The organism is Tenacibaculum profundicola (genome assembly GCF_057220795.1).
The window spans coordinates 769,062-794,440 of record NZ_CM170137.1 but is presented as its reverse complement, the minus strand read 5'-3'; the positions used below and the strand labels follow the sequence as shown (position 1 = coordinate 794,440).

Here is a 25,379-nt window from a genome sequence, read left to right as displayed (position 1 = left end):
TGATTATAGATGGATTTATACGGAACGTGGGAGGTCTCTTATAATAAGCATTGGCAAGGCAAAACATGCTGGTATAAGTATTACGAAATCCAGCAATGGTTATAAGAGAAGTCGGAGGAGCTCATAGTACCGATAATTATAGGGACAACATAACCCTATTTAGGAAAGGGGCTCTACTTTAGAGAAGCTTATATGAAAAACAGAACGACCTATATTGATGAAAATCTATTAGTAAGTCCATCGTTATGCGATGAGAAAGTTCGTGTTTTTCAAAGGAAGCTATACATTACAGCCAAGAGAGATAGCAGTTTTGTAGCACATAGTTTGTATGATAAAATATGTTTAGACTATTTTCTAATCACTGCATTCTATCGAGTTAAACAAAACTACACAAAAGGAATGGGAGTAGATGGTGTTAGTATTGCTAGTATCGAGCAATCAGGTCTACAGACTTACTTAACAAACTTACAAAATGAATTAAGGGAGAAACGGTACCGAAGCAATTTAATTAAACGAGTTTTGATACCAAAAGAAGAGAAAGGATCTTTTCGGTCATTAGGAATACCTACCATAAAAGATAGGATAGTTCAAATGGCAGTAAAAATGGCCATAGAACCGCTATGGGAAACTGAATTTATAGCTACGTCTTATGGGTTCAGGCCCAAGCGAAGTGCCAAAGACGCAATAAAGCAGGTAAAGACAAATATCTACGAAGGGTATCAATTTGTACTGGATGCCGATTTATCGAAGTACTTTGATAGTATCCCTCATGACCGCCTGTTTATTTGCTTAAAGCGAAAGATTTCAGATACTTCGATACTTGGATTAATTCACCAATGGGTAAGAGCTCCTATTCAATTAGAAACAAAGGAGTTATTAAAGAGTAAACAAGGAAGCCCACAAGGAGGGGTAATCTCTCCATTACTATCAAACATCTACTTGCATGAATTAGACAAAATAGTAACAAATCCAAAAGGTAAATTTGCCCACTCACAAATTCGTATAGTACGTTTTGCAGATGATTTTCTTCTAATGGGGAAATGGTATTTCAGTAAAGATATACTAAGTTATCTAGGTAAAATAGTATCGAATATGGGATTAAGATTAAACGCGAATAAAACCAAGTTATTACATACGAGCAAGAGCAGTCTTTACTTTCTAGGATTTGAAATTAGGAGTATACGCTCGAAATTTAGTTGGAACAAAAAGAAGTATACCAATATTCGTCCTAGTAATAAGTCACGGAGTAAACTATTCCGAAAGCTTCGGGATACATTATATAAACGACGGCATTGGACTATACCCTGGATTGTATGGAAACTAAATAAGGTAATTCTAGGTTGGTTAAATTATTACTCAATAAGTAAAACGACCCATATTTGGGAAACGATCAAGGTTATAAAGAAACAATTGGATTACCAACTGTTTAAATGGATGAAAAGAAAAGGTCGAAAAGCACATCGGAAGCTTCGCCAGCGTCCCTATGAGACATTAGTAAGATTGTATAATCTTCTGGACATAGAAAAGTATGCTCGCTTAAAGACACTCTCGAAAGCGGAATGAAGAACTCTATTCGGTAAGCCGTATGAGGGAAAACTTCATGTACGGTTTGATGAAGGGGGCACTGATAGCTATTTTGTTTTTGTATATTTGGTAAAACAAGTAATACAAAAAATATAGAGATAGCTATCAGGCTCTACTCTACTGCATAAGCAGAAAAAACGCAACTCTAATTTAATAATAAGTAAAAAAATAAGTGAGAAAACATTTTTTTTACTGTAAAATGTAAAGTATATTTGTCATTAACAATAGCACACTTTCCATTAAGGAAAGAAAACTTACTACAAAATACTTAAAATTATGAATGTAAAATCAATTATGGAGTGCGAAAGAAAGAATATTGACAAACTAAAAAAATATCAATTGTCGAATCAATTTAAAAAAGTTGGTTGGATAATATTTGGAATTGCGTTTGTCGCCCTATTTTTAACAACAAAAGACACTAATCTTAAATTAATTGCAAAGTATTCTATATTAATTGGGTTATTAATAGTCTCAATCTCAAAAGAAAAAATTGAAGACGAATTAGTCAAAAACTTAAGAATGCACTCTTTTACTTTTGCTTTTATCTTTGCTGTATTTATTGCGATAACCAATCCTTTATTTTCGTATTTAGCAAATTTTGTATTTACAGAAAAACAAGAACCATTTAGTGGAATTGGTGATTGGATGATACTTTGGCTATTACTGAGCATTCAAGTATTCTATTTTGAATATTTAAAAAAAATGCATAGATAATGAAAAATCGACTAAAGATTGAAAGAGCAATATTAAACTTAACCCAAGAAGAACTTGCAAATAAAATTGGAGTATCACGTCAAACTATAAGTTCAATTGAAAAAAACAGATATGTACCTTCAACAGTTCTTTCATTAAGACTTTCGAACTTATTTAAAAAACCAGTTAATGACTTCTTTGAGTTGGACGAAAATGAGAAAGCCAATGCATAACAAAATATAAAAATAATAAGGGCTAAGTGCTAAACCGAAAAGTAAGTGCATTTTAATCCCTTACTATTCTTATACAAATCGTCAGACTGCGCAAAAACTCTTACTATAAAGGTTTTAAATTTGATTAACTATTCGTATTTTAATAGTGTAATTAAACACTAATTTTTATATGGATTTTATTCAAGGATTTGACCGAAATCAATTACAAATGATATCGTTTGATGAATTTGTAAAACAAGACTCTTGGGCTAGAATAGTTGATTTGTTTGTAGCGTGTTTACCAATAGATACTTTAGGTTTTAAGCATGAACATGCAAGTCAGGGACGTCCACCATATGCCACAACAGACTTATTGAAACTATTGTTGTACGGCTACAAAAATCATTTACGATCATCACGCAAGTTAGCACATGCCTGTCAGGTTAATATGGAAGTGATTTGGCTAATCAAAGGACTCAAACCATCAGCTCGTAAAATTGCTTACTTTAGAAAAGATAATTCAAAAGCATTTAAACAGGCCTTTAGATATTTTGTACTAATGCTTAAAGACATGGAGCTTATTGATGGTCAAACTATAGCAATAGATTCATTTAAAATTAGAGCTCAGAATGCACTCAAAAACAATTTTAACCAAAAGAAAATTGACAGGCATATCAAGTATATTGATGATAAAATAAATGAATACCTAAGTCAATTAGAACAAGAAGATGAGCTCGATAAACAAGAAAAAATCAAACATAAAATAGAGTATCAGCATAATAAAAAACTTAATTATATAAACATAGAAAAGCAACTTATTGATAGTGAACAAACACAAATAAGTTTAAGCGATCCAGATGCCAGAAGTGTGGTGCTACACCGAAACATCATCAATGTAGGTTATTGTATACAGGCTGGATGTGATAGTAAACACAACCTATTTATTAATAACGATACGGGAACAGTAAACGACACTCATGCGCTGTCTCCAATGGCTTTAGATGCAAAAAAAATACTAAAATTGAAACAGATGAATGTTTTGACAGATAAAGGTTATACAACAGGGAAGCACATTGATATTTGCACCAAAAATAACATTACAACATTTTCATCACCAAAGGCACATTCTTCTCAAAACAACGGCTTGTATGATATGCAAATTTTTAAATACAATCCACAACAAGACTATTATACCTGTCCTGCTAATAAACTACTTAAAACCAACGGAACTATTTACAATAAAAACAAGCATAAAGTAAAACATTATAAAAACCGACAAGCCTGTAAAAATTGTGACCTTAGAGCACAATGTACCACCAATAAAAACGGACGATTTATTGAACGATCCATTTACCAAGAAGCCCTTGAGAATAATAAAAAAAGAGTAGATTCAAATCCAGACTATTATAGGTTAAGGCAACAAGTAACCGAACATCAATTCGGCACTTTAAAACGACAATGGGGATTTACCTTTACACTTATGAAAGGCAAAGAAAACGTACTTTCAGAAGTTAATTTGATGATGATGGTTTACAACCTTAGAAGACTTATGTCTATTTTTACTCCAAACGATCTAAAAAACAAGCTAAAAGCGCTTGACCGACATATTTTGCACCTATACAAGCTATTTTTAGACTTTACAAGACCCTATTTATTTAAAAGTAACTTCCTCGTTGTAAATCCACTAATAATTAAGCACCCTTAGAACAAGCTAAAAAAGAAATAATAGCTACTTTTACAATAATAATCAGAGTTTGTGCGCAAACTCTCGTTGGCAAGCATAAAATAACAGCATGAAAAAAATTATTAGTATTTTAACTTTGATCCTATTTTTTAGTATCAGTTATGGACAAAATCAATTGACACTCTCAGAATTTGAAACTATATGTGATTCTTCAGGTTTGCAGTTTACCATGCCAGAAGGTTATAATACCATAGATGTAAAAGAGAATCGTGATTTAGGATATTCATTCGCAGTGATAAACTCTGATTCAACAATGGAAATTAGATATACGATTTGGTCATTAAAACCTGCACTTGAACAGTATGAAGAATCACTCAAAGACAGCAACACAATTATGATTCCACCAAATAATATTTATAAAGGACGAATACAAGCAAATGTGTTAAATATGACTGGTGGACAAATGTATGATATCGGACCTTTTCCTCCTCAAGCGGTAAAGAAAGAATTTAATGCTGATGCTGGTGGTTCTTGTTTCTTCGAATTCAATTGCGAATTTGGTAAAGGATATAAATATGGTCAGTTTATGTACTTACATAAAGATGATATTGCTGACGTTATTGTGACGTTTATGAGTAATAATAAGGAAACACATTCTGACTTAATGATGGTTGGATTTCACTCATTAAAATTTAAATAAATACGACTTGCCAACAAAGAACTGAGGTAAAAACCAAGTAAAAATACTTTAATTTACAACTACAGTACTTTTATATTCTCCATTGTATGGGATACCATTTTTAACGATAGAAAATGCTTGTTTTAATAGTTTATTACACACTGCTATTAAAGCAAGTTTTTTGCTTTTCCCTTTAGCAACAATTCTATCATAAAGTGCCTTACAAGCACTGTTGTATTTACAAGCATTAAAACTGCACATAAATAGTAAATTTCTCAGTTTAGGATTCCCCATTTTACTAATTCTTGGACGTCCTTTAACACTGGTTCCACTTTGTCTTATTATTGGCGTTAGCCCAGCATAACTACATAGTTCTTTTGCACTGTGAAAACGCTCAAATCCATCGGTAAAAACCAGTAACATTAAAGCTGTTTTATTTCCTATTCCAGGGATACTTTTTAATAACGTTAACGATTCTTGGTACTCTTTTTTTACATTTTCTAGCAGTTCTATTTCTAATAATTCCATCTCCTTTTCTAGATTTTTCAGACTTCTTTTAATAGATCTTACTACCGCTTTTGAGGGATATCCTAAGACTTCTTCTCCATGTATTTTGTTTTTTAGCTGTGTGCTTTGTTTAATATAAACACTGAGTATACGAGTTATTTGCAGGTTTTCTTGTTGGGTTTTTGATTGCCCTGTCCAAAGTTTAGGAGTACAATCCTCTGCGTATTGCTGAATCATTTTAGCATCACTCTTATCGGTTTTTATTTTTGATAGATTCATTTGGATATAGCGTTTAATCTTTAATGGATTAACCACGCAAACACCGATACCTGCATCTAGTAAAAAGTATGCCAAACGACTGTGATAATATCCAGTGGCTTCCATCACACAAATGGTATTTGGATCTAACAATTTTACAAACTTTTTAAAGCCTGAAATACTATTGGTAAACTGATAATGTGTTTTGTTATTATCGTATACATCAAAGACATCTTTACTAATGTCTATTCCTAAATATTTTATATCTTTATTCATAAGAAAAAAGGATTGTAAAGAGCCACTCTATTGTGAATTCAACAACTTAAAATCGAAGTCTAAAAGCTTCATAGAACTGAACGAATTTGACATAGAAAAGAGTAGGGATTATCAATGTTGACGAAATCAAAGTCTCTGCGTGTATCATAACCTTATTCCACTCTTTGGTTCTTTATGATTAACTAACTAATATAATAAAATGCTAACTTAAGAGGTGTATAATGCATACCCTTCGGGATACGCATCATACACAAAACGTTAGTGTGCCACGAAGTTGTGTAAATCCAGTGGGTGTAAATCCCACCAGAGTAATTGGCTGTTCACTCTGAAGGAATCTAGACAGTTAGACTCGTGAGGGTTTTGCTGAAGCTCTAGAGGACAAATAATCAAGCCGTAATGTGTAATACGTGAACCCATAGTAGCTTCGATAGGTGTACTCGCAATTTGGGGAGAGTTTTGACGGTCTTCGAACCCTGTCACTTCCATAGGATAAACAGTCGCGAGACTATGGAAGAGTTGCCGGAGTCATAGGGATGGCGTGATTATAGATGGATTTATACGGAACGTGGGAGGTCTCTTATAATAAGCATTGGCAAGGCAAAACATGCTGGTATAAGTATTACGAAATCCAGCAATGGTTATAAGAGAAGTCGGAGGAGCTCATAGTACCGATAATTATAGGGACAACATAACCCTATTTAGGAAAGGGGCTCTACTTTAGAGAAGCTTATATGAAAAACAGAACGACCTATATTGATGAAAATCTATTAGTAAGTCCATCGTTATGCGATGAGAAAGTTCGTGTTTTTCAAAGGAAGCTATACATTACAGCCAAGAGAGATAGCAGTTTTGTAGCACATAGTTTGTATGATAAAATATGTTTAGACTATTTTCTAATCACTGCATTCTATCGAGTTAAACAAAACTACACAAAAGGAATGGGAGTAGATGGTGTTAGTATTGCTAGTATCGAGCAATCAGGTCTACAGACTTACTTAACAAACTTACAAAATGAATTAAGGGAGAAACGGTACCGAAGCAATTTAATTAAACGAGTTTTGATACCAAAAGAAGAGAAAGGATCTTTTCGGTCATTAGGAATACCTACCATAAAAGATAGGATAGTTCAAATGGCAGTAAAAATGGCCATAGAACCGCTATGGGAAACTGAATTTATAGCTACGTCTTATGGGTTCAGGCCCAAGCGAAGTGCCAAAGACGCAATAAAGCAGGTAAAGACAAATATCTACGAAGGGTATCAATTTGTACTGGATGCCGATTTATCGAAGTACTTTGATAGTATCCCTCATGACCGCCTGTTTATTTGCTTAAAGCGAAAGATTTCAGATACTTCGATACTTGGATTAATTCACCAATGGGTAAGAGCTCCTATTCAATTAGAAACAAAGGAGTTATTAAAGAGTAAACAAGGAAGCCCACAAGGAGGGGTAATCTCTCCACTACTATCAAACATCTACTTGCATGAATTAGACAAAATAGTAACAAATCCAAAAGGTAAATTTGCCCACTCACAAATTAGTATAGTACGTTTTGCAGATGATTTTCTTCTAATGGGGAAATGGTATTTCAGTAAAGATATACTAAGTTATCTAGGTAAAATAGTATCGAATATGGGACTAAGATTAAACCCGAATAAAACCAAGTTATTACATACGAGCAAGAGCAGTCTCTACTTTCTAGGATTTGAAATTAGGAGTATACGCTCGAAATTTAGTTGGAACAAAAAGAAGTATACCAATATTCGTCCTAGTAATAAATCACGGAGTAAACTATTCCGAAAGCTTCGGGATACATTATATAAACGACGGCATTGGACTATACCCTGGATTGTATGGAAACTAAATAAGGTAATTCTAGGTTGGTTGAATTATTACTCAATAAGTAAAACGACCCATATTTGGGAAACGATCAAGGTTATAAAGAAACAATTGGATTACCAACTGTTTAAATGGATGAAAAGAAAAGGTCGAAAAGCACATCGGAAGCTTCGCCAGCGTCCCTATGAGACATTAGTTAGATTGTATAATCTTCTAGACATAGAAAAGTATGCTCGCTTAAAGACACTCTCGAAAGCGGAATGAAGAACTCTATTCGGTAAGCCGTATGAGGGAAAACTTCATGTACGGTTTGATGAAGGGGGCACTGATAGCTATTTTGTTTTTGTATATTTGGTAAAACAAGTAATACAAAAATATAGAGATAGCTATCAGGCTCTACTCTACGCAATAATTATGAGAAACAGAATTACACTAATTTTAATTTTATCGCTTCTATTAAATAGTTGCGAATTTACAATCAATACAAATGGTTCAAAAAATGTTGCTTTAGGGCAAATGCCAGAGGTTAAGGCTAAGACATTTGAAAACCTTTATGTAGCTGACGAAAAAACCTGTAAATCAAAAGAATTGCCAATCACTCGATTTGCTATTGAATATCCAAATGGTTATGATGTCGAAACGCCAAATGACAAAGAAAATCATATCATAATGAAAAAGTCAATCGATAATATAATAGTAGAGGAACTCTCGATTGGCAACTCGACAATTACACTAAAAAATAAAAGTCTCACATTATCATTAATAGAAAATGTAGTAGATAACTTTAAAAAACAGTTTCCTGAAATGGAAATACAAACTGTTGGAAAGAAAGAATTTAATGGCGAAATGAATTATTTATGTGAGGGTAAAGTAGATTACTCCGACTTTATTGACCAAGGTTATAATGGTGTTTATAAACTTATGCTCATAATTCCGTTGCCAAAAGAAAATGAGGAATTAAAAGCGGTTATGATTTCTATGATTGCAAATGAGCAATCTGAAATTAAAACTTTTGCTGACTTTGCTGAGAAAGGTATGATTGGAAAAGTTTATGAAACCTTTAGATATATTGAATAAATAACTATTGCTAACAATGGCTATAATTCATTGTGGCTTTGTGCCACACCAAAGTAAAAGTATAAATTAATGGCTGCCTTCACAGCGGCATAATCTTGCGGATAATTCCACAACGAAATCATAGCCTAGACCGTTGTAACCAATTCCTTCCATTTCGGAAAAAAATTAATCTCTTTAAGCTAACGTTTTGCGAAGGAAAAAGGAGAAAAAATACATCCGAAAACCAGAATCTTTAACCACTGGTTTTCAAAGCATTATAAAAACGTTAGTCAGAATTAAAAACTTATGAGAAACCTACTTTACATCTTTTTTCTTTTAATATTATTGAATTCTTGTGCTAATAAACAACAGAAGAACACAGCAGGTAATGATCTTATCAGTAAGTTATTTACAAGAATTGAAAATGGAGATTACCCAAAGACCAATGCTATACTCATTTCTCAAAACGACAGTCTTCTTTTTGAAAAATATTTTAATGGATACGGAAAAGACAGTTTACAGGATGTTAGGTCGACTACTAAATCAATAACCGCTTTATTGGCAGGGATAGCTTTTGATAAAGAAATTTTAGAAGTAAATGAACCTTTTTTAACCTACCTTCCTCAATACAATAAAGAAAATATTGAAAACTGGGACAATAGAAAATCTCTGATAACAGTAGAAGATTTATTGACGATGCGAACAGGAATTGGTTGCGAGCAGTTTTTTGGAGATATGGGATTTCCTGATTGTGAAGAAAAAATGTTTGATCAAAAAGACTGGGTAAAATATGGACTCGATCAAAAAATGGCTTTTGCTCCAAAAGAAAAATGGTTATACACTGGAACAGCACCAATGATTATGGGAGCTGTGATTAGTGAATCATCTAATACTAATATTGCTGAATTTGCATCTAAACATTTATTTACGCCATTGAAAATTACAGACAATTATCAATGGACAAAAAACAGAATGACTGGGAGATACTTTACCGCAGGTCTTCTGAGAATATCACCTAGAGATATGCTTAAAATAGGTAATATGGTTATCTACAAAGGAAAATATAATGGGCAGCAAATTATTTCAGAAAAAATGATAGGCGAAATTCTAAGCGAAAAAGTAGAGTTACCGCAAAACTATTCGTTTTTTGATGTTGCTGGCAATTCCTGGGAAGGGCAAAAATCAGCTACTTATGGTTATTACTGGTATACCGAAAAAGCAAAAATAGATGACCGAGAAATTACTTTAAAGTTTACTTTTGGAAATGGTGGAAATTATATCCTACTTATTCCTGAGTTAAAAAATTTAGTTATTGTTTTTACAGGTAGTAATTATGGTAAGCCCATTTTAAATAAACAACCTTTTGATATGATGTACAAATATATATTACCCTATTTCCTTTCAAAATAAACTGGTTACAACAATTTATAAAAATAATAGCGGTCTAATCGCTAAAGCGAAAGAAGGTAAATATTAAAAATCTAGGGATAACCGAAAAATTAGTGTGTAAAACCCGCTACTATTCTTATACTAGACGTTGGTGTGCCACGAAGTTGTGTAAATCCAGTGGGTGTAAATCCCACCAGAGTAATTGGCTGTTCACTCTGAAGGAATCTAGACAGTTAGACTCGTGAGGGTTTTGCTGAAGCTCTAGAGGACAAATAATCAAGCCGTAATGTGTAATACGTGAACCCATAGTAGCTTCGATAGGTGTACTCGCAATTTGGGGAGAGTTTTGACGGTCTTCGAACCCTGTCACTTCCATAGGATAAACAGTCGCGAGACTATGGAAGAGTTGCCGGAGTCATAGGGATGGCGTGATTATAGATGGATTTATACGGAACGTGGGAGGTCTCTTATAATAAGCATTGGCAAGGCAAAACATGCTGGTATAAGTATTACGAAATCCAGCAATGGTTATAAGAGAAGTCGGAGGAGCTCATAGTACCGATAATTATAGGGACAACATAACCCTATTTAGGAAAGGGGCTCTACTTTAGAGAAGCTTATATGAAAAACAGAACGACCTATATTGATGAAAATCTATTAGTAAGTCCATCGTTATGCGATGAGAAAGTTCGTGTTTTTCAAAGGAAGCTATACATTACAGCCAAGAGAGATAGCAGTTTTGTAGCACATAGTTTGTATGATAAAATATGTTTAGACTATTTTCTAATCACTGCATTCTATCGAGTTAAACAAAACTACACAAAAGGAAGGGGAGTAGATGGTGTTAGTATTGCTAGTATTGAGCAATCAGGTCTACAGACTTACTTAACAAACTTACAAAATGAATTAAGGGAGAAACGGTACCGAAGCAATTTAATTAAACGAGTTTTGATACCAAAAGAAGAGAAAGGATCTTTTCGGTCATTAGGAATACCTACCATAAAAGATAGGATAGTTCAAATGGCAGTAAAAATGGCCATAGAACCGCTATGGGAAACTGAATTTATAGCTACGTCTTATGGGTTCAGGCCCAAGCGAAGTGCCAAAGACGCAATAAAGCAGGTAAAGACAAATATCTACGAAGGGTATCAATTTGTACTGGATGCAGATTTATCGAAGTACTTTGATAGTATCCCTCATGACCGCCTGTTTATTTGCTTAAAGCGAAAGATTTCAGATACTTCGATACTTGGATTAATTCACCAATGGGTAAGAGCTCCTATTCAATTAGAAACAAAGGAGTTATTAAAGAGTAAACAAGGAAGCCCACAAGGAGGGGTAATCTCTCCACTACTATCAAACATCTACTTGCATGAATTAGACAAAATAGTAACAAATCCAAAAGGTAAATTTGCCCACTCACAAATTCGTATAGTACGTTTTGCAGATGATTTTCTTCTAATGGGGAAATGGTATTTCAGTAAAGATATACTAAGTTATCTAGGTAAAATAGTATCGAATATGGGACTAAGATTAAACGCGAATAAAACCAAGTTATTACATACGAGCAAGAGCAGTCTTTACTTTCTAGGATTTGAAATTAGGAGTATACGCTCGAAATTTAGTTGGAACAAAAAGAAGTATACCAATATTCGTCCTAGTAATAAGTCACGGAGTAAACTATTCCGAAAGCTTCGGGATACATTATATAAACGACGGCATTGGACTATACCCTGAATTGTATGGAAACTAAATAAGGTAATTCTAGGTTGGTTAAATTATTACTCAATAAGTAAAACGACCCATATTTGGGAAACGATCAAGGTTATAAAGAAACAATTGGATTACCAACTGTTTAAATGGATGAAAAGAAAAGGTCGAAAAGCACATCGGAAGCTTCGCCAGCGTCCCTATGAGACATTAGTTAGATTGTATAATCTTCTAGACATAGAAAAGTATGCTCGCTTAAAGACACTCTCGAAAGCGGAATGAAGAACTCTATTCGGTAAGCCGTATGAGGGAAAACTTCATGTACGGTTTGATGAAGGGGGCACTGATAGCTATTTTGTTTTTGTATATTTGGTAAAACAAGTAATACAAAAATATAGAGATAGCTATCAGGCTCTACTCTACTACAACATTTAAATGAACATCGAGAATTTAAAAGAACGATATCTCAAATTGACAAAAATCTGTGCTGAAACAGATTATGCCAACAAAAAATCCGTTCGGAAAAACAACTCTGCTGTTAATGAAATGTATAAGATTTTGGAATCAATTTCTGAATTCGAAAATCAAGCTTATATTCAAAAGTTTGCGGAATTGCTGAATATTGAGGAAAACCGAACAAATCTTTGGGTTGCAACTCAAATGTTGGAAAAATTAAGCGTAGATAAAAAGACTGAACAAAAGGCTTTAAAGTTAATTAAAAAAGTTGCCAATGGAAACGGAACAGAAGCAATGGGATTTCAAAGCTGGTTATCTGAATATCGAATAAAGAACTAAACAGAAATCTAAAATTGGACGAAAGAGCTTTTAAAACACTAATAGAATACCTTGAAAAAATTCCATCAATGACAAAACCGATTTCATTCGGTTCAGATGATGACGGATTTTGGTGGATTAAGTTTCAACTTGATATAACGAATGAATTAGCTTGGAATGTAGTTCAGGAATTAGGTTGTGTGGTGAATTATCTTTCAATTAATGAAAGACTACCGACAGTTTTTTACCCAGTATCACCTGCACCATATATGAATGGAGGTCCTGAAGACTTTTTATCTTGGGTAATTGAAACAAAGGACAAGGAATTTAAACCAGGAACATTAATGAAATGGTTAGATGGTAGATTACCAAACCCAGTAGATGACTTGGAACAATGGGAAATAGAATAAAAAACGTTGTACAACAATTTGTATATTGCATATGCTCCCTTCGGGAAGCAAACGCAACATACAGTTGTCGTTAGCTTTCATTCAATGAAACAGATATTAATCATATTGAGCATCTTGACTTTCACTTCTTGTGATTTCAAATCATCGGCTGACTACAACGCTGAGGCGGAGAAATTAGAAAGGGAAGGAAGATATGAAGAAGCTATTCTTCTCTTGGACAAAGCGATTGAAAAAGACCCAGAGAATATTTATGCCTTAATCAATAGAGGTGTTGACAAATCAATTTTGGAAGATTATGAAGGCGCAATTAACGATTATACTAGAATCATTGAAATTGACTCGAACAATGCTCTTGCCTTTTTAAATAGAGGAAAGAATAAAAAGAGATTAGAGGAATATCAAGGAGCAATTGACGACTTTGAAAAAGCAATCAAAACTAAAGGAGGTGAAATGATTTATATGGACAAAGTTGAGAACTCATTTATTGCAACAGGATTCGAATTTGACGTTGCTATGGAAGAAATTCGATTTGAACGAGGAATTGCCAGATATAACATTGATAGTCTAAAACTTGCTTTTGATGATTTTAACTTTTGTTTAGAGAAGAATTATGAAAAGCTTACAAGCCTTTATTGGAGAGGAATAATTTATGTCGCTTATGGGATGAACCAAGAAGGGTGTACTGACCTGCAGGAAGCCCACAAATTAGGAGATTCTGATGCTCAAGAAATGATTGACAAATACTGTAAATAAAAAACGAAAAGCTAATAACTAAGCATATGGCGTGCCGATAGGCTAACGCTATATGCCCTGTTGACTGATCCGTTGACAGTAAGGGGTAAAACGATAATTTTGTATTATTTTAGTAATTGAAGATTCGTTATTTTCTAAGAGAAGTTTAGCTATTTTTATGTGTCTTAGTTTATAATTTGTTACTTTTTCTTTCTGATTGTAAAATTCATAGCTTAATCTGCTTGTTTATTTGGTTTTTTCTTAAATATAGGCATTAATTGTCTAGGACACTTTTTTAATGTCATTTTTTAAGTCATGTATTTTTTAATTTTATGTTTAGCTATTTTTAGATAGTTTTTTGGAGGTCCTCTAGAGTCAAAAGTTAGCAATGTAATTAAGCTTGCTTTTTTACAACTCGGGCAACATCTGTGTACACTTTTCTCAGTAGGGATAAATAGGTCAATAGTATCTAGCTCTTTATCTGCTAATAGCAATTGTAATCTTGGTAACTTTACTTTTTTCCAACTACTACTTAAAATTCCATAATGTCTAATTCTGGTAAATCCTTTGGGTAGAATATGCAATTGAAACCGTCGAATAAACTCTTTAATCTTTAAAGTTAGGATGGTTTTTTGTCCATTTTTACGATAGTCTTTGATACGAAAAGCCACTGTTTTCTCTTCTTTATTAATAGCTATTATTCGGTGATTACTAATGGCTATTTTATGAGTATATCTCCCTAAATATTCTATTACATTTTCTGGTTTTCCAAAGGGAGGCTTTGCATAAACAACCCATTTATTTTTAAACAAATCATCATATAATGATTGATCTACATCTGGAATTACTTTACGTAGTTTAGCCACAAAGACACCTCTAAACTTTGTGCTTATTGCCTTTACACTGAATAGGAAATCGTCTTTGTAGTTCCCTTTTTTCCAATATCCTACTTTAGTAACACCTCCTTTGGGAACAATACAATGCAAATGTGGGTGTAAACTCAGATTTTGCCCCCAAGTATGTAATACGGCTATCATTCCCATTTTAGCACCAAGATGTTTGGGGTTATCACCAAAAGCAGTCAAAGTTTCCCAGGCGGCATCAAATAGGATTTTCTAGGTTGGTTGAATTATTACTCAATAAGTAAAACGACCCATATTTGGGAAACGATCAAGATTATAAAGAAACAATTGGATTACAAACTGTTTAAATGGATGAAAAGAAAAGGTCGAAATAGTTCATTTATACCTACTATTAAGTATTGTATTGTATTGATTTAAGTTAAAATTTAGTTTTGTTTTTGAATATAAACGTTACATTTGAAGTTTTAACCAAAAATTAACTAAAAATTAACTTCTAATTAAAACTAAATATGATGAATAAATTACTTTTAATATTCTTTGTAGGAATTACAATTACTTGTTTTTCTCAAGTATCAAAAAACTACAAAGAGTTATCAAGGACAGATAATGCAAATTACTATGAAATTATCTCTAAAGCAAGAGCAGAGTTCGAAACAAAAGACCTTACAGTTTTAAAAAATAAAAAAGAAAAAAAACAATTTGAAAGGTGGGCTTTTTATTGGGAAAATAGAGTTAATGCTAATGGTACATTTCCAAATGAAAATGCTGATTATTTTAATGCAGGTATTTTAGATGCAAAAGGTAAAATAATAAACCAAAATAATACTTATGCCAAAAGCAGTACCACTCAAAATTGGACTAATATTGGACCTGAGCAATCAGATTTAGACAATAATGGATATTCAAATTTTCCACAAATGGGAAGATTAAATGCTTTTTTACGTATTAAACATGCAACAGATTCTAATCAAGATGTTTTGTTTGTTGGAGCACCAAATGGAGGAATTTGGAAATCTACTGATGGAGGAGCAAATTGGTCTCCGAAGTTAGATATGGTTGCAGGTATAGGAGTAACAGATATTGAAACTGTTCCCGGAACTACTATAGCTAATTATACTACACAACCTATTTATGTGTCTACTGGAGATTATGATGGTAGTAATGTAAAATCTATTGGTGTATTAAAATCTACAGATGGGGGAGAAACTTTTAATTCTACTGGTTTGTCTTTTGATTTATCGGCAGAAGCAACTCTTGGAGATTTAATTGTTATTGATGCTAATACTGTTTTTGTAGGTGAGTATAGATATATAAAAAAGACTACTGACGGAGGAACTACTTGGACAAATGCTTTTGATCCTGGATATAGCTCTGATATCGGAAGAGCTGTTAGAAACGGAAATGAAATTATGTATACTAGTTTATTTGATGTTTATTATACATCAGATTATACTACAGATGCAAACTGGTCTACAGTTTATGAAAGTAGTTCTGCTAACAAAAGTGTAGTAGCTGTAGATGAAAATGGAGACTTTTTTATTCAAGAACAAAATGGTCAGGTAAAAAAGTTTAATAAAACCAATTCTACGTTTTCTGATGTTGGAAATATCCCTGCAGGTTATAATTCTCAATATGGATATAATCAAGCTTTAATTGTTACAAATAATCTTATGATTACAGGTGAGTTTAATGGGCAATCTTCTTCAGATAATGGCGCAAATTGGACAACTTCATTAAATGGTTATTGGAATAATGCTGGTGATCCTGGTACTTATATTCATTCAGATCATCATAGAATGGGTAAATTGGATGGAGCGTTAGAGTTTTGGAGTGTAAATGATGGAGGTTTGTCATATGTAAATTATCCGTCTTCTACAAGTACAGTACCAACAATTACATACAAATCAAGTAAAGTTAAGGTAACACAATCTTATACTGTTGCAATTAACCCTAGTGCAAATGATGATGCTTTAATTATGGCAAATCAAGATAATGATGCATTTAGTAAAAGAAATGGAACTTGGTATGCTGTTGCCATGGGAGATGGTATTCAATCTGCCATAAATTATAATAATCCTGATATTAGATATGCAGGTAATCAAAGTGGTTCTGTATCTCAAACTGATACTGGCTTTGAAGGACAATTATATGGTAATGGTAACTCTGTTGATGTTCCAGGAGCAAGTTTTTATTTTCCTTTAGAAATGCATAAAACGAATCCTAATATTTTATATGGAGGCGGTAATGAGGTATATAAGTTAGACGCTTCTACTGGTTTAACAATAGCTACAACAAACTCTGGTTTAACAGATACAGTTAAAAGTATTGCAACGCATGGGAATTCTGTGATTGCATGTAATGATAATAGTATTAAATTTTCTGGTGACCAAGGAGGTACTTGGTCTTCAATTCCAGTACCAAGTGGACAGACTACAAAAATAACTTCTTTAGATTACGATGCGTCAAATAACAATATAATTTATGCTACGTATTCTGGATATTCAGCAGGGAATAAAGTTTTTAAAACAACAGATGGCGGTGCAAATTGGACTAATATTTCTGGTAACTTACCTAATATAGTTGTTAATGAAGTAATGTTAAAGCAAGGTCAGTCTATAGAATATTTGTTTGCTGCAACTGCATTAGGAGTTTATTTTACTCAAAATGGTGGTACAAGTTGGAGTAAATTAGGACAAGGATTTCCTAATGTAGATGTTAAAGATATTGAAATACACTATACTGCAGATAAATTAGTAGCTGGAACTTTTGGTAGAGGTCTATGGGAGATTTCTATAGCAAATAGTACTTTAGGAATTGATGATTCAGTTTCTTTAGAAGACAAATTTGTATTTTACCCTAATCCTGTAAAGAATAATTTATTTATTAAAATAGCAAATGATAATTCTTATAATTATATGATTTATAATGTGGTTGGTGGAATTGTAAAAAAAGGTAAAGTAAATAGTGCTGGTATCGATTTGTCTGATTTAGCTAAAAATATTTATATTGTTCGTGTTTTTAATAGTAAAACTAGTTTAACCAAAAAAGTTATTATTGAATAATTATGATAAAGAGGTTCAGTAAAGTTTTCGCATTAATTATAGCAGTTATGTGTTTAAGTTCTTGTAAAAGTTTAAGCGTAGTAAATTCTTTTAAAAAGATTCATGTAAGTGGTTTACCTAATGTAGATAGTTATAAAGAATACACAATTCAGGTTAAAGCTACATCATCTTTTAAAGTGAATACTATTACTTTAGCTTTAGACGATTCTAATTTAATAATAGATAAGTATTCATTTATAAATCTAAAAGATAATACAGGACATATGGTTAAAGATGATTCTAAATCTTTTGAAAAAGGAGACTATGAGTTTAGCTTTAGGTTAAGTACTAAAAAACATAAACTTACAAACGAATACATAGAGGTTAAGTATGTTGTAAATGAAAAGTTAATGTCTTTAAAAACAACACCTGTGGAAAAGGCAAAAGGGTTTAATAAATAGCCAATTTTTATCAAAAAAAAGCCACGTTAGTTTTAAACTTTTGTGGCTTTTTTAATAATTTAAAAAGTTGCTTTTATTTTAAGTCATTCAATTAATTCACAAACAACAATAGTGTTTAGACTCAAAAAAATTAAAGGAAAACGAAGAATTCAGGTTTTTGATATCGGAAATATTATGGTTTAGAATATATAAAATTAATGATCACCAACTTTCAATAATCAACGTTGAGGAAATATTAAAATTAATCGAAACTGAATACCCAAGAACTATTTCCAACAACTAAGCATATGGCGTGCCGATAGTAACACTATAGGTCTTGTTGACTGATCCGTTGACCTTAATAAGGGGTAAAAGGTTAAAAAAGAAGCTGAAAAGGTCTTGTTTTGAAATTAAGAGCGATAATGTGCTCATTTTTAGTTGTTTTAAATAAATTGTAGCTAGGAACAGAAAATAACAAATAACCAGAATCCATTTTTTAGGTACCTAAAATGGTATATATTTCTACCCTATGTGCTATAGTTATGAAGAAAATGGAGTTTTTGTGCAGACTCATGTTAACACCAATACAAACCAACCATCAACTAATGAACGAAAATTTAGAAAAAGAATATATTTTATCAAGTAGAAAAAGACGAATAGCAGCATTTATAATTGACCATTTCATATGTACATTTCTGATAGTAGGAATTGTATTCTTGTCACTTGGAACAGATTTTATGGGTGAAAATATCTTTAATAACCTGACAAATAAAATGTTGCCGACAATGGTTATTGGTTTTATATTATATTTTGCGAAAGATTCAATAAAGGGAACCAGCCCAGGAAAATGGATTATGGGGATTATGGTTCGTGATGAAAATAATCCATCTGAAGTTCCTTCTTTTGGTAGATTATTAATTCGAAATTTATTTTTAATAATTTGGCCAATAGAATTTATTGTTCTTGCTTCAAGCCAAGAGAAAAAAAGACTTGGAGACAAGACTGCAAAAGTAATTGTAGTTAAGAATCCGAACAAGTCAACAAATCTTCCAAGGATTTTAGCATTAGTAGGTATTGGAATTGCTTTTTTTACATTTACATCATTGTTTGTCGGTTCGGCAATGAAAAATTCAGATGCTTATAAAGTAGCTATTTCGGAAATTGAACAAAATGAAGAAATTATATTGGAAATAGGTGGGATAAAAGGTTACGGAATGATGCCGATTGGAAATGTGAGCATTTCAAACGGAAACGGACAGGCACAATTGGAAATAAAAGTCCTCGGAAATAAAAAGGATTTGAATGTTGGTGTTTACCTGACTAAAGAACCGAATGGGGAATGGAAATTAATAGAACTGAGCAAATAAATACTTTTGCTAATAACTAAGTATATGACGTGCCGATAGGTTAATGCTATATCTCTTGTTGACTGCTCTGCGACAGTAAATGGAAAAACGATAAGCTCGTACTGTTTTGTGAATGGATCTTCGATAACGTCCCTATGAAACATTCGTTAGATTCTATAATCTTCTTGACATAGAAAAGTATGCTCGCTCAAAGACACTCTCGAAAGAAGTATGGAGAACTCTATTTGATAAGCTATATGAGGGAAAACTTCACGTACGGTTTGACGAAAGGGGGTATTGATAGCTGTGTTGTTTTTGTATATTTGGTAAAACAAGTAGTACAAAAACAAAATAATTATCAGGCTCTACGCTACTATAACTTTTATGAAAATTACGATGAAAATAAGTTTAAAAATACTCAAGTGGATTGGTAAATTTTTAACACTGATTATTATACTACTAATAGTATCGGGAGCAGGCTACCGTTTGTTTAGTTCAAAACTAATTCCACCTGGAAAATTAGTGGATGTGAATGGAACTAAACTTCATATAAGAGCAGAAGGTCAAAAAAATGAGTTACCAACCCTTATTCTTGAAGCAGGCGCATATAGTAGTACAGATATGTTGCATTGGATTGCGGAAGGATTGAAGAAAAATATGAGAGTTGTACGTTATGATAGGGAAGGGAAATGGTTTAGCGAATCGAGTAAAGACAGTATTACATCAGAATTTTATGCCCATCAATTACACGAATTACTTGAAAAAAGTGGTGAAAAACCTCCTTACATATTAGCAGGTCACTCTATGGGGGGACCCTATAATCGAATATTCAGAGATCTATATCCAAATGAAATAAAAGGACTTGTGTTTCTGGATTCGAGTCATCCTGAACAGTGGGAACGATTAGCCCAAAAAGAATTGATTCCAAAAAAATACATTAACTTAATAAAATTTAGTTCAATACTTGCCGATATGGGAATAATGGGAATCTACAATAAAATAAGTAATCCAGAATCTTTGAATGATGGTTTACCAAAAGATTGCCATACGCGTTCGCGTAATCTTACTTCTTATTCAGGGAAGATATATCATAGGTGTCTAAAAGAGAATAATATAAATGATGATATTCTTTTACGGTCAGGACAAACGAGTAGTTTAGATTCATTACCTGTTTTAGTTTTTACCGCAACTGAACAGTATAGAAAATCTCAAAAAGAAACATATAGAAGTGAAGGCATTGATCCAGATGAACAGGTGCAATTGTGGTTCGAAATGCAAAAAGAACTGAAAGAACTATCGACTAACGGGAAGCAATTTGTTATGGATGCAAATCATGGTTCTATAATCACAAAAAAGGAAAATGCTGAAATAATTAACAAAGAAATACTTTCAATGGTTGAATCAATTAATAAGAAAAATCATAAATAAACGTTGTACAATTACTAAACATATGGAGTGTCGATAGGCTAACGCAAATGCTTTGTTGACTGATCCGTTGATAGTAGGAGCAGGGGAGAAACGATAAGTTCGTGCTATTTTTGAAAGTGAAGCTTCGTTAGTTTTTAAAAGAAGTTTAGCTTATAGCTCGCAGCTTTTCTTTTTAATGTGGTATAAACTTTACTATCTTAGGACACTTCTAATTCTAAAAAAAAACACTAGTGACATATTCCGAAATTATCGCATGTCTTTACGATTTACAAGATCCCGAAAAGGTAATTCTTAAGGAAAAAAAGTTTGGCGTTAAATCAAACAAAGCTTTGGGAATTTACCATCAGAAATTAAAAATGATTGCCAAAGATATTGGGAGAGACAATGAACTTGCGGTTCAACTTTTTGACAGTGGAATATATGAAGCACGACTTTTATGTAGCAAAATGTTTCAACCGATGGATGTTACAGAACAACTGATGGAAAAATGGGTAAAAACATTTGAAAATTGGGAAATTTGCGACAGTTTCTGCATGGGTTTATTCTCTAAAAGTGAGTTTGCACTTGCAAAAATATTGGAATGGACAAAAAGACACCCTGAATTTGAAAAAAGAGCAGGGTTCGCGATTTTAGCTTCTTATTGTATGGCAGATAAAAAGTGCGATAATGAACTATTTGAACAGTTTTTACCAATAATTAAAAGAGAGGCGAATGATGAAAGATTATATGTGAAAAAAGCAGTAAATTGGGCTTTAAGAAATATTGGAAAACGCAATATAGACTTGAATAAAAAAGCGATTGAAACGGCAAATGAAATATTAAAATTTGAGAGTACATCAGCGCAATGGATTGCAAAAGATGCTATTCGAAAATTGGAAGGAAAAAAGGTGAATATATTGGATTATCCAAGGTCTATATATAGAATTTCTGTAAACAATAATTAAAAATATAGGAAGCGGATAGGGAACGTGTATACCTTGTTGAATGGTCTACTCAAAGTATATAAGGAAATGAAGAGCTTGCTTGAGTTTGATAAGAGAAAGTTGAGTGTTTTTGGTAAGAAATGAAGCTGTTTTTATCTTATATATTAGATAAAGCAAAAAAGAGTAGGTGACTTCAGGCACTAAACTATACCTGTATTTGAAAAGCCATGAGAAAGACGATAATAGTCATGAGTATAATACTGTTTACAAGTTGTAAAGGTGGCTAAAAAAGGAATGATTGAGAATTGACGTATAAACAGGAAAAAGCGACAAAAAAATTTATCAAGCTAAAAAACATGTAAAAAACACTAAAATATTGAATCACAAGAAGAGGTTTTAGAGGCAATACAATTAACTAAAAACTAAGTTACGGTAAGTAGAACAAACTCATATGAAAAATTTGAATCATTATGTAGCGATTTATAAGCAAGAACTTGATAAAGGAGACATATTAATAGCCTATAATCAATTAGTGAAATTTGTTATGAACTTGAGAGTAGACTTTATGAAATGTTTGTCTGAACAATATTCATTTACGGGGATTCTTCATGGATATATGGACTACACTTATTTCTATTATTCCAATGAATTTTTGAAAAGTAAAAAGCTAAAACTAGGATTGGTTTTAAATCACTTGGAAATGAGGTTTGAGGTTTGGCTTTTAGGGAATACGATAAGTGTTCAAAAAAAATATTGGGGCCTATTAAGGGAGTCAAAATGGAATAAAGACCGGAAAGAAATGCCTAAATATTCGATTTTAGAAGCAGTAATTAATAAGGGTCCTGATTTTGACAATTTATCCCTATTATCTGAAAATATTAAACAAAAATTAATAGAAGAGTCTAACGAAATTGTGAGTATCATAAGAACGTTAGATTAAATAAACAAACTCTACATTAATATCGTTCTGCCAATTATTAGCCGATTATATGTTTATGATAACAGCGGATCTATAGGTAAAACGTAAGTACGATTACGAGGAAATAATACCATCCTACTATTAATTTACCGACCATAATTGTTATGGTAAATGCAGATTTATAGGTGATGCATTGTACGCTGAATTTTATCTATTATTTTGATGGTATAAAACATAGACATGACTGTAAGGAAATGATTGTGTAACAAATCTACATATCTATAAATCGACTTCTGAATTAATTGTTGTGGAAATTCAATTTTATTCCAAGAGTTCTCTGGATAAGGATTATTTAGAAAAAGTAAAGGACAACCTACAATGTTGCACTTCAAAGTTGCTACGCTTCCATATTCAAATGACGATACATCTGAATATAATATTAACTTGGAATTAGGAGAATTTTGATATAGTTGGAAAACGTATTAGAGGAGAACAGAATGAAAAGAGAATTAAATAAAAGAAAAACGGTCGCAAATAACTAAATATATGGCGTGCCGATAGGCTAACGCTATATGACTTATTAAATACATCGCTTTTTAGTATGATTTTTCATGTCATATATTTTTGAATTTTATGTTTAGGCAATTACTTATAGTTTTTAGCAGGTTCTCTAGACTCAAAAGTTAAGAGAGTAATCATAAAGATTTCCCAAACAATCTGGTTTTAGAGTATAGCATTAAATAAGCACGCGATGTAACTTCTTCTTCGCTTGATGAGTTAAACACCATAATTTTTATAGTACCTAAAAATACTGATTGAGTATTTTTTTAAGTAAATTGGATGTTAACATGTTAGTACTATATTTTTGTTACGACTAATGTCCAGTGTTCAGTTAACTAAATACTAGAAAAGATGATGAAAAACTGTTTTTTTGTTTCAATTTTTACGCTTACTATAATGTGTATGAATGCACAAGTAACGACTGTTTTAAACAATGTGCAAAACCCCTCTGGCTTGATCACCAATGGTAATGATCTTTATATTGTAGAATACGGTAGCTCTGTCGTTTCTAAAATAGATTTAACGCAATCAAATCCAATAAAAACAACCTTGGTAGGTGGGTTGATCTCACCTTCAGAAATAGCATACAGTGGTAACGATTTATTTGTTTCAGAATTTACAATTGGACGGATTTCAAGATTTGATTTATCACAAAATAATCCAGAAAGAACAACATTTTTAACGGGTTTTAATACGCCTACAGGCTTAGCAGTTTATGAAAATTATTTATATGTTGTAGACTCTGGAAATAATACCCTTTCCAAGATAGACTTTACAGCTACAACTCCAAATGTTGAAGTAGTTTTATCCGATTTATTGAGTCCTATTGGTCTTAATGTTTATAATAATGATCTTTATATTGCAGAAGATGAGGGAGACAGGGTTTCTAAAATTAATTTAACAGAAACATCACCTGAACGTATCACAGTTGCAACAGAACTTGACGGATCATTCGATATTACATTTTCTGAGGACGGTCAAATTATGTATAGTGTAAATAGTGATAATGGCACTGTTACCGCGACAGATATAACAACAATACCTTCTACTGAAACTACCATATTGCATGGTGGGTTCGATTTCCCTACAAGAGCAGAAAGAGTAAATAATGAAATATATGTTTCTATATTTAATGAAAATAGATTAGTCAAATTTACTGATGAAACTTTAAGGATTCCTGATCAAAATATCACGGATAACAAAATTTTATTATGGCCAAATCCTGTAAGAAACCTCTTGAGTGTTACATCAAATACTGAGATTGGGAATTATAAGATTTACAATACTTTAGGTGCTTTAATCCTTCAAGGAAGTTTTGAAAAATCACCGCAATATTCAATTAATATAGAGGGTTTGGAGAGTAATGTTTATCTACTTCATATACATGGGGTATCTACTTTTAAAGCAATACCATTTATAAAAGAGTAAATAAACGTTAAGAAGAAAATGGAATAAGAGCTGATCAAAATGAAAATGATGGATAGATTTATCATGCGTATTGGAATGTCTAGTGTTAACCAAATAAAGTTTCAACTATTTCTAAATGATTATTAATGAACCAACATAAGTTTTTAATAAATTAGATGTTATCGCAAAGTAAATATAGATACTCTTATGATTGAAGGTGATTCGGGTTCATTCCGTATTTGAGAGCACAATTTATATAGTATTCAGATTATACTACTAATATAAAAAAAACCCGCTCAAAGATTGAACGGGAAAATTGCTATGAAAAAGAACTTAAGAGGGTAAAATCTTAAGCTTAGCAAACTTATGGAATTAAACATTGTTAAAATATGACATATACGTCATTAATAATTGCAAATTATAGTTTCTTAGTATAACCGTGATTTTATGATAGTAATTTCCCTTTTGTGTTGAAGTAAAATTATCGAATTAAAGTATTAAAAAAAATAGGTGATAACACCATTGGCTAGTATCCAGTACTTTTTAGTTTTCAGATTTACTATATGTAATTTTTACTTAAAAACAAATACCATAAAAAAAGCCCGTTCAAAGATTGAACGGGAAAATTGCAATGAAAAAGAACTTAAGA

Annotated in this window: 21 protein-coding genes and 1 pseudogene; 20 read left to right on the top strand and 2 right to left on the bottom strand. The window is 32.3% G+C overall.

What is annotated here, in order from left to right; all coding sequences use genetic code 11:
* Positions 1–192 precede the first annotated feature (192 nt).
* The 5 genes from ltrA (AC2TDS_RS03240) to AC2TDS_RS03220 all read left to right on the top strand — a co-directional run bounded on the left by ltrA (AC2TDS_RS03240) (position 193) and on the right by AC2TDS_RS03220 (position 4,873).
* A complete protein-coding gene (gene ltrA, locus AC2TDS_RS03240) occupies positions 193–1,563 on the top strand; it encodes a group II intron reverse transcriptase/maturase (RefSeq protein ID WP_484735906.1) in 1,371 nt (456 codons plus the stop codon).
* A 297-nt stretch (positions 1,564–1,860) separates the two neighbouring features.
* Positions 1,861–2,298, top strand: coding sequence for a hypothetical protein (locus AC2TDS_RS03235; RefSeq protein ID WP_484737693.1), 438 nt, complete (start codon positions 1,861–1,863; stop codon positions 2,296–2,298).
* Positions 2,298–2,510 carry a helix-turn-helix transcriptional regulator gene (locus AC2TDS_RS03230; protein WP_484737692.1) on the top strand — a complete coding sequence of 71 codons (213 nt, stop codon included), beginning with the start codon at positions 2,298–2,300 and terminating at the stop codon, positions 2,508–2,510. Before AC2TDS_RS03235 ends, AC2TDS_RS03230 begins: the two co-directional genes overlap by 1 nt.
* Positions 2,511–2,679: 169 nt before the next feature.
* Entirely contained in the window at positions 2,680–4,194 is a 1,515-nt protein-coding gene (locus AC2TDS_RS03225; RefSeq protein WP_484737691.1) for an IS1182 family transposase, read from the top strand.
* A 115-nt stretch (positions 4,195–4,309) separates the two neighbouring features.
* Positions 4,310–4,873 (top strand): hypothetical protein, encoded by a 564-nt coding sequence (locus tag AC2TDS_RS03220; protein WP_484737690.1) that lies wholly within the window; start codon positions 4,310–4,312, stop codon positions 4,871–4,873.
* A 48-nt stretch (positions 4,874–4,921) separates the two neighbouring features.
* On the opposite strand, the gene AC2TDS_RS03215 is transcribed toward AC2TDS_RS03220, so the two are convergent.
* On the bottom strand, positions 4,922–5,893 hold the full coding sequence (locus tag AC2TDS_RS03215) for an IS110 family RNA-guided transposase (RefSeq protein WP_484737689.1): 972 nt from the start codon (positions 5,891–5,893) through the stop codon (positions 4,922–4,924).
* A gap of 731 nt (positions 5,894–6,624) precedes the next feature.
* Here AC2TDS_RS03215 and ltrA (AC2TDS_RS03210) point away from each other — a divergent pair.
* The 8 genes from ltrA (AC2TDS_RS03210) to AC2TDS_RS03175 all read left to right on the top strand — a co-directional run bounded on the left by ltrA (AC2TDS_RS03210) (position 6,625) and on the right by AC2TDS_RS03175 (position 13,823).
* A complete protein-coding gene (ltrA, locus tag AC2TDS_RS03210) occupies positions 6,625–7,995 on the top strand; it encodes a group II intron reverse transcriptase/maturase (RefSeq protein ID WP_484737688.1) in 1,371 nt (456 codons plus the stop codon).
* A gap of 150 nt (positions 7,996–8,145) precedes the next feature.
* Positions 8,146–8,808, top strand: coding sequence for a hypothetical protein (locus AC2TDS_RS03205; RefSeq protein WP_484737687.1), 663 nt, complete (start codon positions 8,146–8,148; stop codon positions 8,806–8,808).
* Positions 8,809–9,093: 285 nt separating this feature from the next.
* Positions 9,094–10,197 (top strand): serine hydrolase domain-containing protein, encoded by a 1,104-nt coding sequence (locus tag AC2TDS_RS03200; RefSeq protein ID WP_484737686.1) that lies wholly within the window; start codon positions 9,094–9,096, stop codon positions 10,195–10,197.
* 600 nt (positions 10,198–10,797) lie between these two features.
* Positions 10,798–11,913, top strand: a complete 1,116-nt coding sequence (ltrA, locus tag AC2TDS_RS03195) for a group II intron reverse transcriptase/maturase (RefSeq protein ID WP_484737685.1) — start codon at positions 10,798–10,800, stop codon at positions 11,911–11,913.
* Complete coding sequence (locus AC2TDS_RS03190) at positions 11,914–12,168, top strand: group II intron maturase-specific domain-containing protein (protein WP_484738914.1); 255 nt, start codon at positions 11,914–11,916, stop codon at positions 12,166–12,168.
* Positions 12,169–12,321: 153 nt separating this feature from the next.
* The gene (locus AC2TDS_RS03185; RefSeq protein ID WP_484737684.1) at positions 12,322–12,681 is read left to right on the top strand and encodes a hypothetical protein; all 360 of its coding nucleotides are present in this window, start codon (positions 12,322–12,324) and stop codon (positions 12,679–12,681) included.
* A gap of 68 nt (positions 12,682–12,749) precedes the next feature.
* Positions 12,750–13,070, top strand: a complete 321-nt coding sequence (locus tag AC2TDS_RS03180) for a hypothetical protein (RefSeq protein ID WP_484737683.1) — start codon at positions 12,750–12,752, stop codon at positions 13,068–13,070.
* A gap of 84 nt (positions 13,071–13,154) precedes the next feature.
* Positions 13,155–13,823 (top strand): tetratricopeptide repeat protein, encoded by a 669-nt coding sequence (locus tag AC2TDS_RS03175; RefSeq protein WP_484737682.1) that lies wholly within the window; start codon positions 13,155–13,157, stop codon positions 13,821–13,823.
* A gap of 287 nt (positions 13,824–14,110) precedes the next feature.
* Here AC2TDS_RS03175 and AC2TDS_RS03170 read toward each other — a convergent pair.
* Positions 14,111–14,917 (bottom strand): annotated as a pseudogene (locus AC2TDS_RS03170) (IS91 family transposase); the annotation flags it as partial.
* Positions 14,918–15,177: 260 nt separating this feature from the next.
* Here AC2TDS_RS03170 and AC2TDS_RS03165 point away from each other — a divergent pair.
* From AC2TDS_RS03165 to AC2TDS_RS03135, 7 genes are all read left to right on the top strand, one after another.
* Complete coding sequence (locus AC2TDS_RS03165; protein ID WP_484737681.1) at positions 15,178–17,727, top strand: T9SS type A sorting domain-containing protein; 2,550 nt, start codon at positions 15,178–15,180, stop codon at positions 17,725–17,727.
* 2 nt (positions 17,728–17,729) lie between these two features.
* On the top strand, positions 17,730–18,167 hold the full coding sequence (locus AC2TDS_RS03160) for a hypothetical protein (RefSeq protein WP_484737680.1): 438 nt from the start codon (positions 17,730–17,732) through the stop codon (positions 18,165–18,167).
* A gap of 584 nt (positions 18,168–18,751) precedes the next feature.
* The gene (locus AC2TDS_RS03155) at positions 18,752–19,513 is read left to right on the top strand and encodes an RDD family protein (protein ID WP_484737679.1); all 762 of its coding nucleotides are present in this window, start codon (positions 18,752–18,754) and stop codon (positions 19,511–19,513) included.
* 375 nt (positions 19,514–19,888) lie between these two features.
* Positions 19,889–20,920 (top strand): alpha/beta fold hydrolase, encoded by a 1,032-nt coding sequence (locus AC2TDS_RS03150; protein ID WP_484737678.1) that lies wholly within the window; start codon positions 19,889–19,891, stop codon positions 20,918–20,920.
* A 230-nt stretch (positions 20,921–21,150) separates the two neighbouring features.
* Positions 21,151–21,864, top strand: a complete 714-nt coding sequence (locus AC2TDS_RS03145; RefSeq protein ID WP_484737677.1) for a DNA alkylation repair protein — start codon at positions 21,151–21,153, stop codon at positions 21,862–21,864.
* A 430-nt stretch (positions 21,865–22,294) separates the two neighbouring features.
* The gene (locus AC2TDS_RS03140) at positions 22,295–22,783 is read left to right on the top strand and encodes a DUF7000 family protein (protein WP_484737676.1); all 489 of its coding nucleotides are present in this window, start codon (positions 22,295–22,297) and stop codon (positions 22,781–22,783) included.
* A 942-nt stretch (positions 22,784–23,725) separates the two neighbouring features.
* Positions 23,726–24,751 carry a T9SS type A sorting domain-containing protein gene (locus AC2TDS_RS03135; protein ID WP_484737675.1) on the top strand — a complete coding sequence of 342 codons (1,026 nt, stop codon included), beginning with the start codon at positions 23,726–23,728 and terminating at the stop codon, positions 24,749–24,751.
* The last annotated feature ends 628 nt before the right edge of the window (positions 24,752–25,379 follow it).

Excerpts from the sequence above, each read along its gene's own strand:
- AC2TDS_RS03235 (WP_484737693.1), top strand. The coding sequence starts at position 1,861 with ATGAATGTAAAATCAATTATGGAGTGCGAAAGAAAGAATATTGACAAA.
- ltrA (WP_484737685.1), top strand. The coding sequence starts at position 10,798 with ATGAAAAACAGAACGACCTATATTGATGAAAATCTATTAGTAAGTCCA.
- AC2TDS_RS03135 (WP_484737675.1), top strand. The coding sequence starts at position 23,726 with ATGAATGCACAAGTAACGACTGTTTTAAACAATGTGCAAAACCCCTCT.
- AC2TDS_RS03185 (WP_484737684.1), top strand. The coding sequence starts at position 12,322 with ATGAACATCGAGAATTTAAAAGAACGATATCTCAAATTGACAAAAATC.
- AC2TDS_RS03215 (WP_484737689.1), bottom strand. The coding sequence starts at position 5,893 with ATGAATAAAGATATAAAATATTTAGGAATAGACATTAGTAAAGATGTC.
- ltrA (WP_484735906.1), top strand. The coding sequence starts at position 193 with ATGAAAAACAGAACGACCTATATTGATGAAAATCTATTAGTAAGTCCA.
- AC2TDS_RS03225 (WP_484737691.1), top strand. The coding sequence starts at position 2,680 with ATGGATTTTATTCAAGGATTTGACCGAAATCAATTACAAATGATATCG.
- ltrA (WP_484737688.1), top strand. The coding sequence starts at position 6,625 with ATGAAAAACAGAACGACCTATATTGATGAAAATCTATTAGTAAGTCCA.
- AC2TDS_RS03200 (WP_484737686.1), top strand. The coding sequence starts at position 9,094 with ATGAGAAACCTACTTTACATCTTTTTTCTTTTAATATTATTGAATTCT.
- AC2TDS_RS03180 (WP_484737683.1), top strand. The coding sequence starts at position 12,750 with ATGACAAAACCGATTTCATTCGGTTCAGATGATGACGGATTTTGGTGG.
- AC2TDS_RS03155 (WP_484737679.1), top strand. The coding sequence starts at position 18,752 with ATGAACGAAAATTTAGAAAAAGAATATATTTTATCAAGTAGAAAAAGA.
- AC2TDS_RS03150 (WP_484737678.1), top strand. The coding sequence starts at position 19,889 with ATGAAAATAAGTTTAAAAATACTCAAGTGGATTGGTAAATTTTTAACA.
- AC2TDS_RS03160 (WP_484737680.1), top strand. The coding sequence starts at position 17,730 with ATGATAAAGAGGTTCAGTAAAGTTTTCGCATTAATTATAGCAGTTATG.
- AC2TDS_RS03165 (WP_484737681.1), top strand. The coding sequence starts at position 15,178 with ATGAATAAATTACTTTTAATATTCTTTGTAGGAATTACAATTACTTGT.
- AC2TDS_RS03205 (WP_484737687.1), top strand. The coding sequence starts at position 8,146 with ATGAGAAACAGAATTACACTAATTTTAATTTTATCGCTTCTATTAAAT.
- AC2TDS_RS03230 (WP_484737692.1), top strand. The coding sequence starts at position 2,298 with ATGAAAAATCGACTAAAGATTGAAAGAGCAATATTAAACTTAACCCAA.
- AC2TDS_RS03175 (WP_484737682.1), top strand. The coding sequence starts at position 13,155 with ATGAAACAGATATTAATCATATTGAGCATCTTGACTTTCACTTCTTGT.
- AC2TDS_RS03140 (WP_484737676.1), top strand. The coding sequence starts at position 22,295 with ATGAAAAATTTGAATCATTATGTAGCGATTTATAAGCAAGAACTTGAT.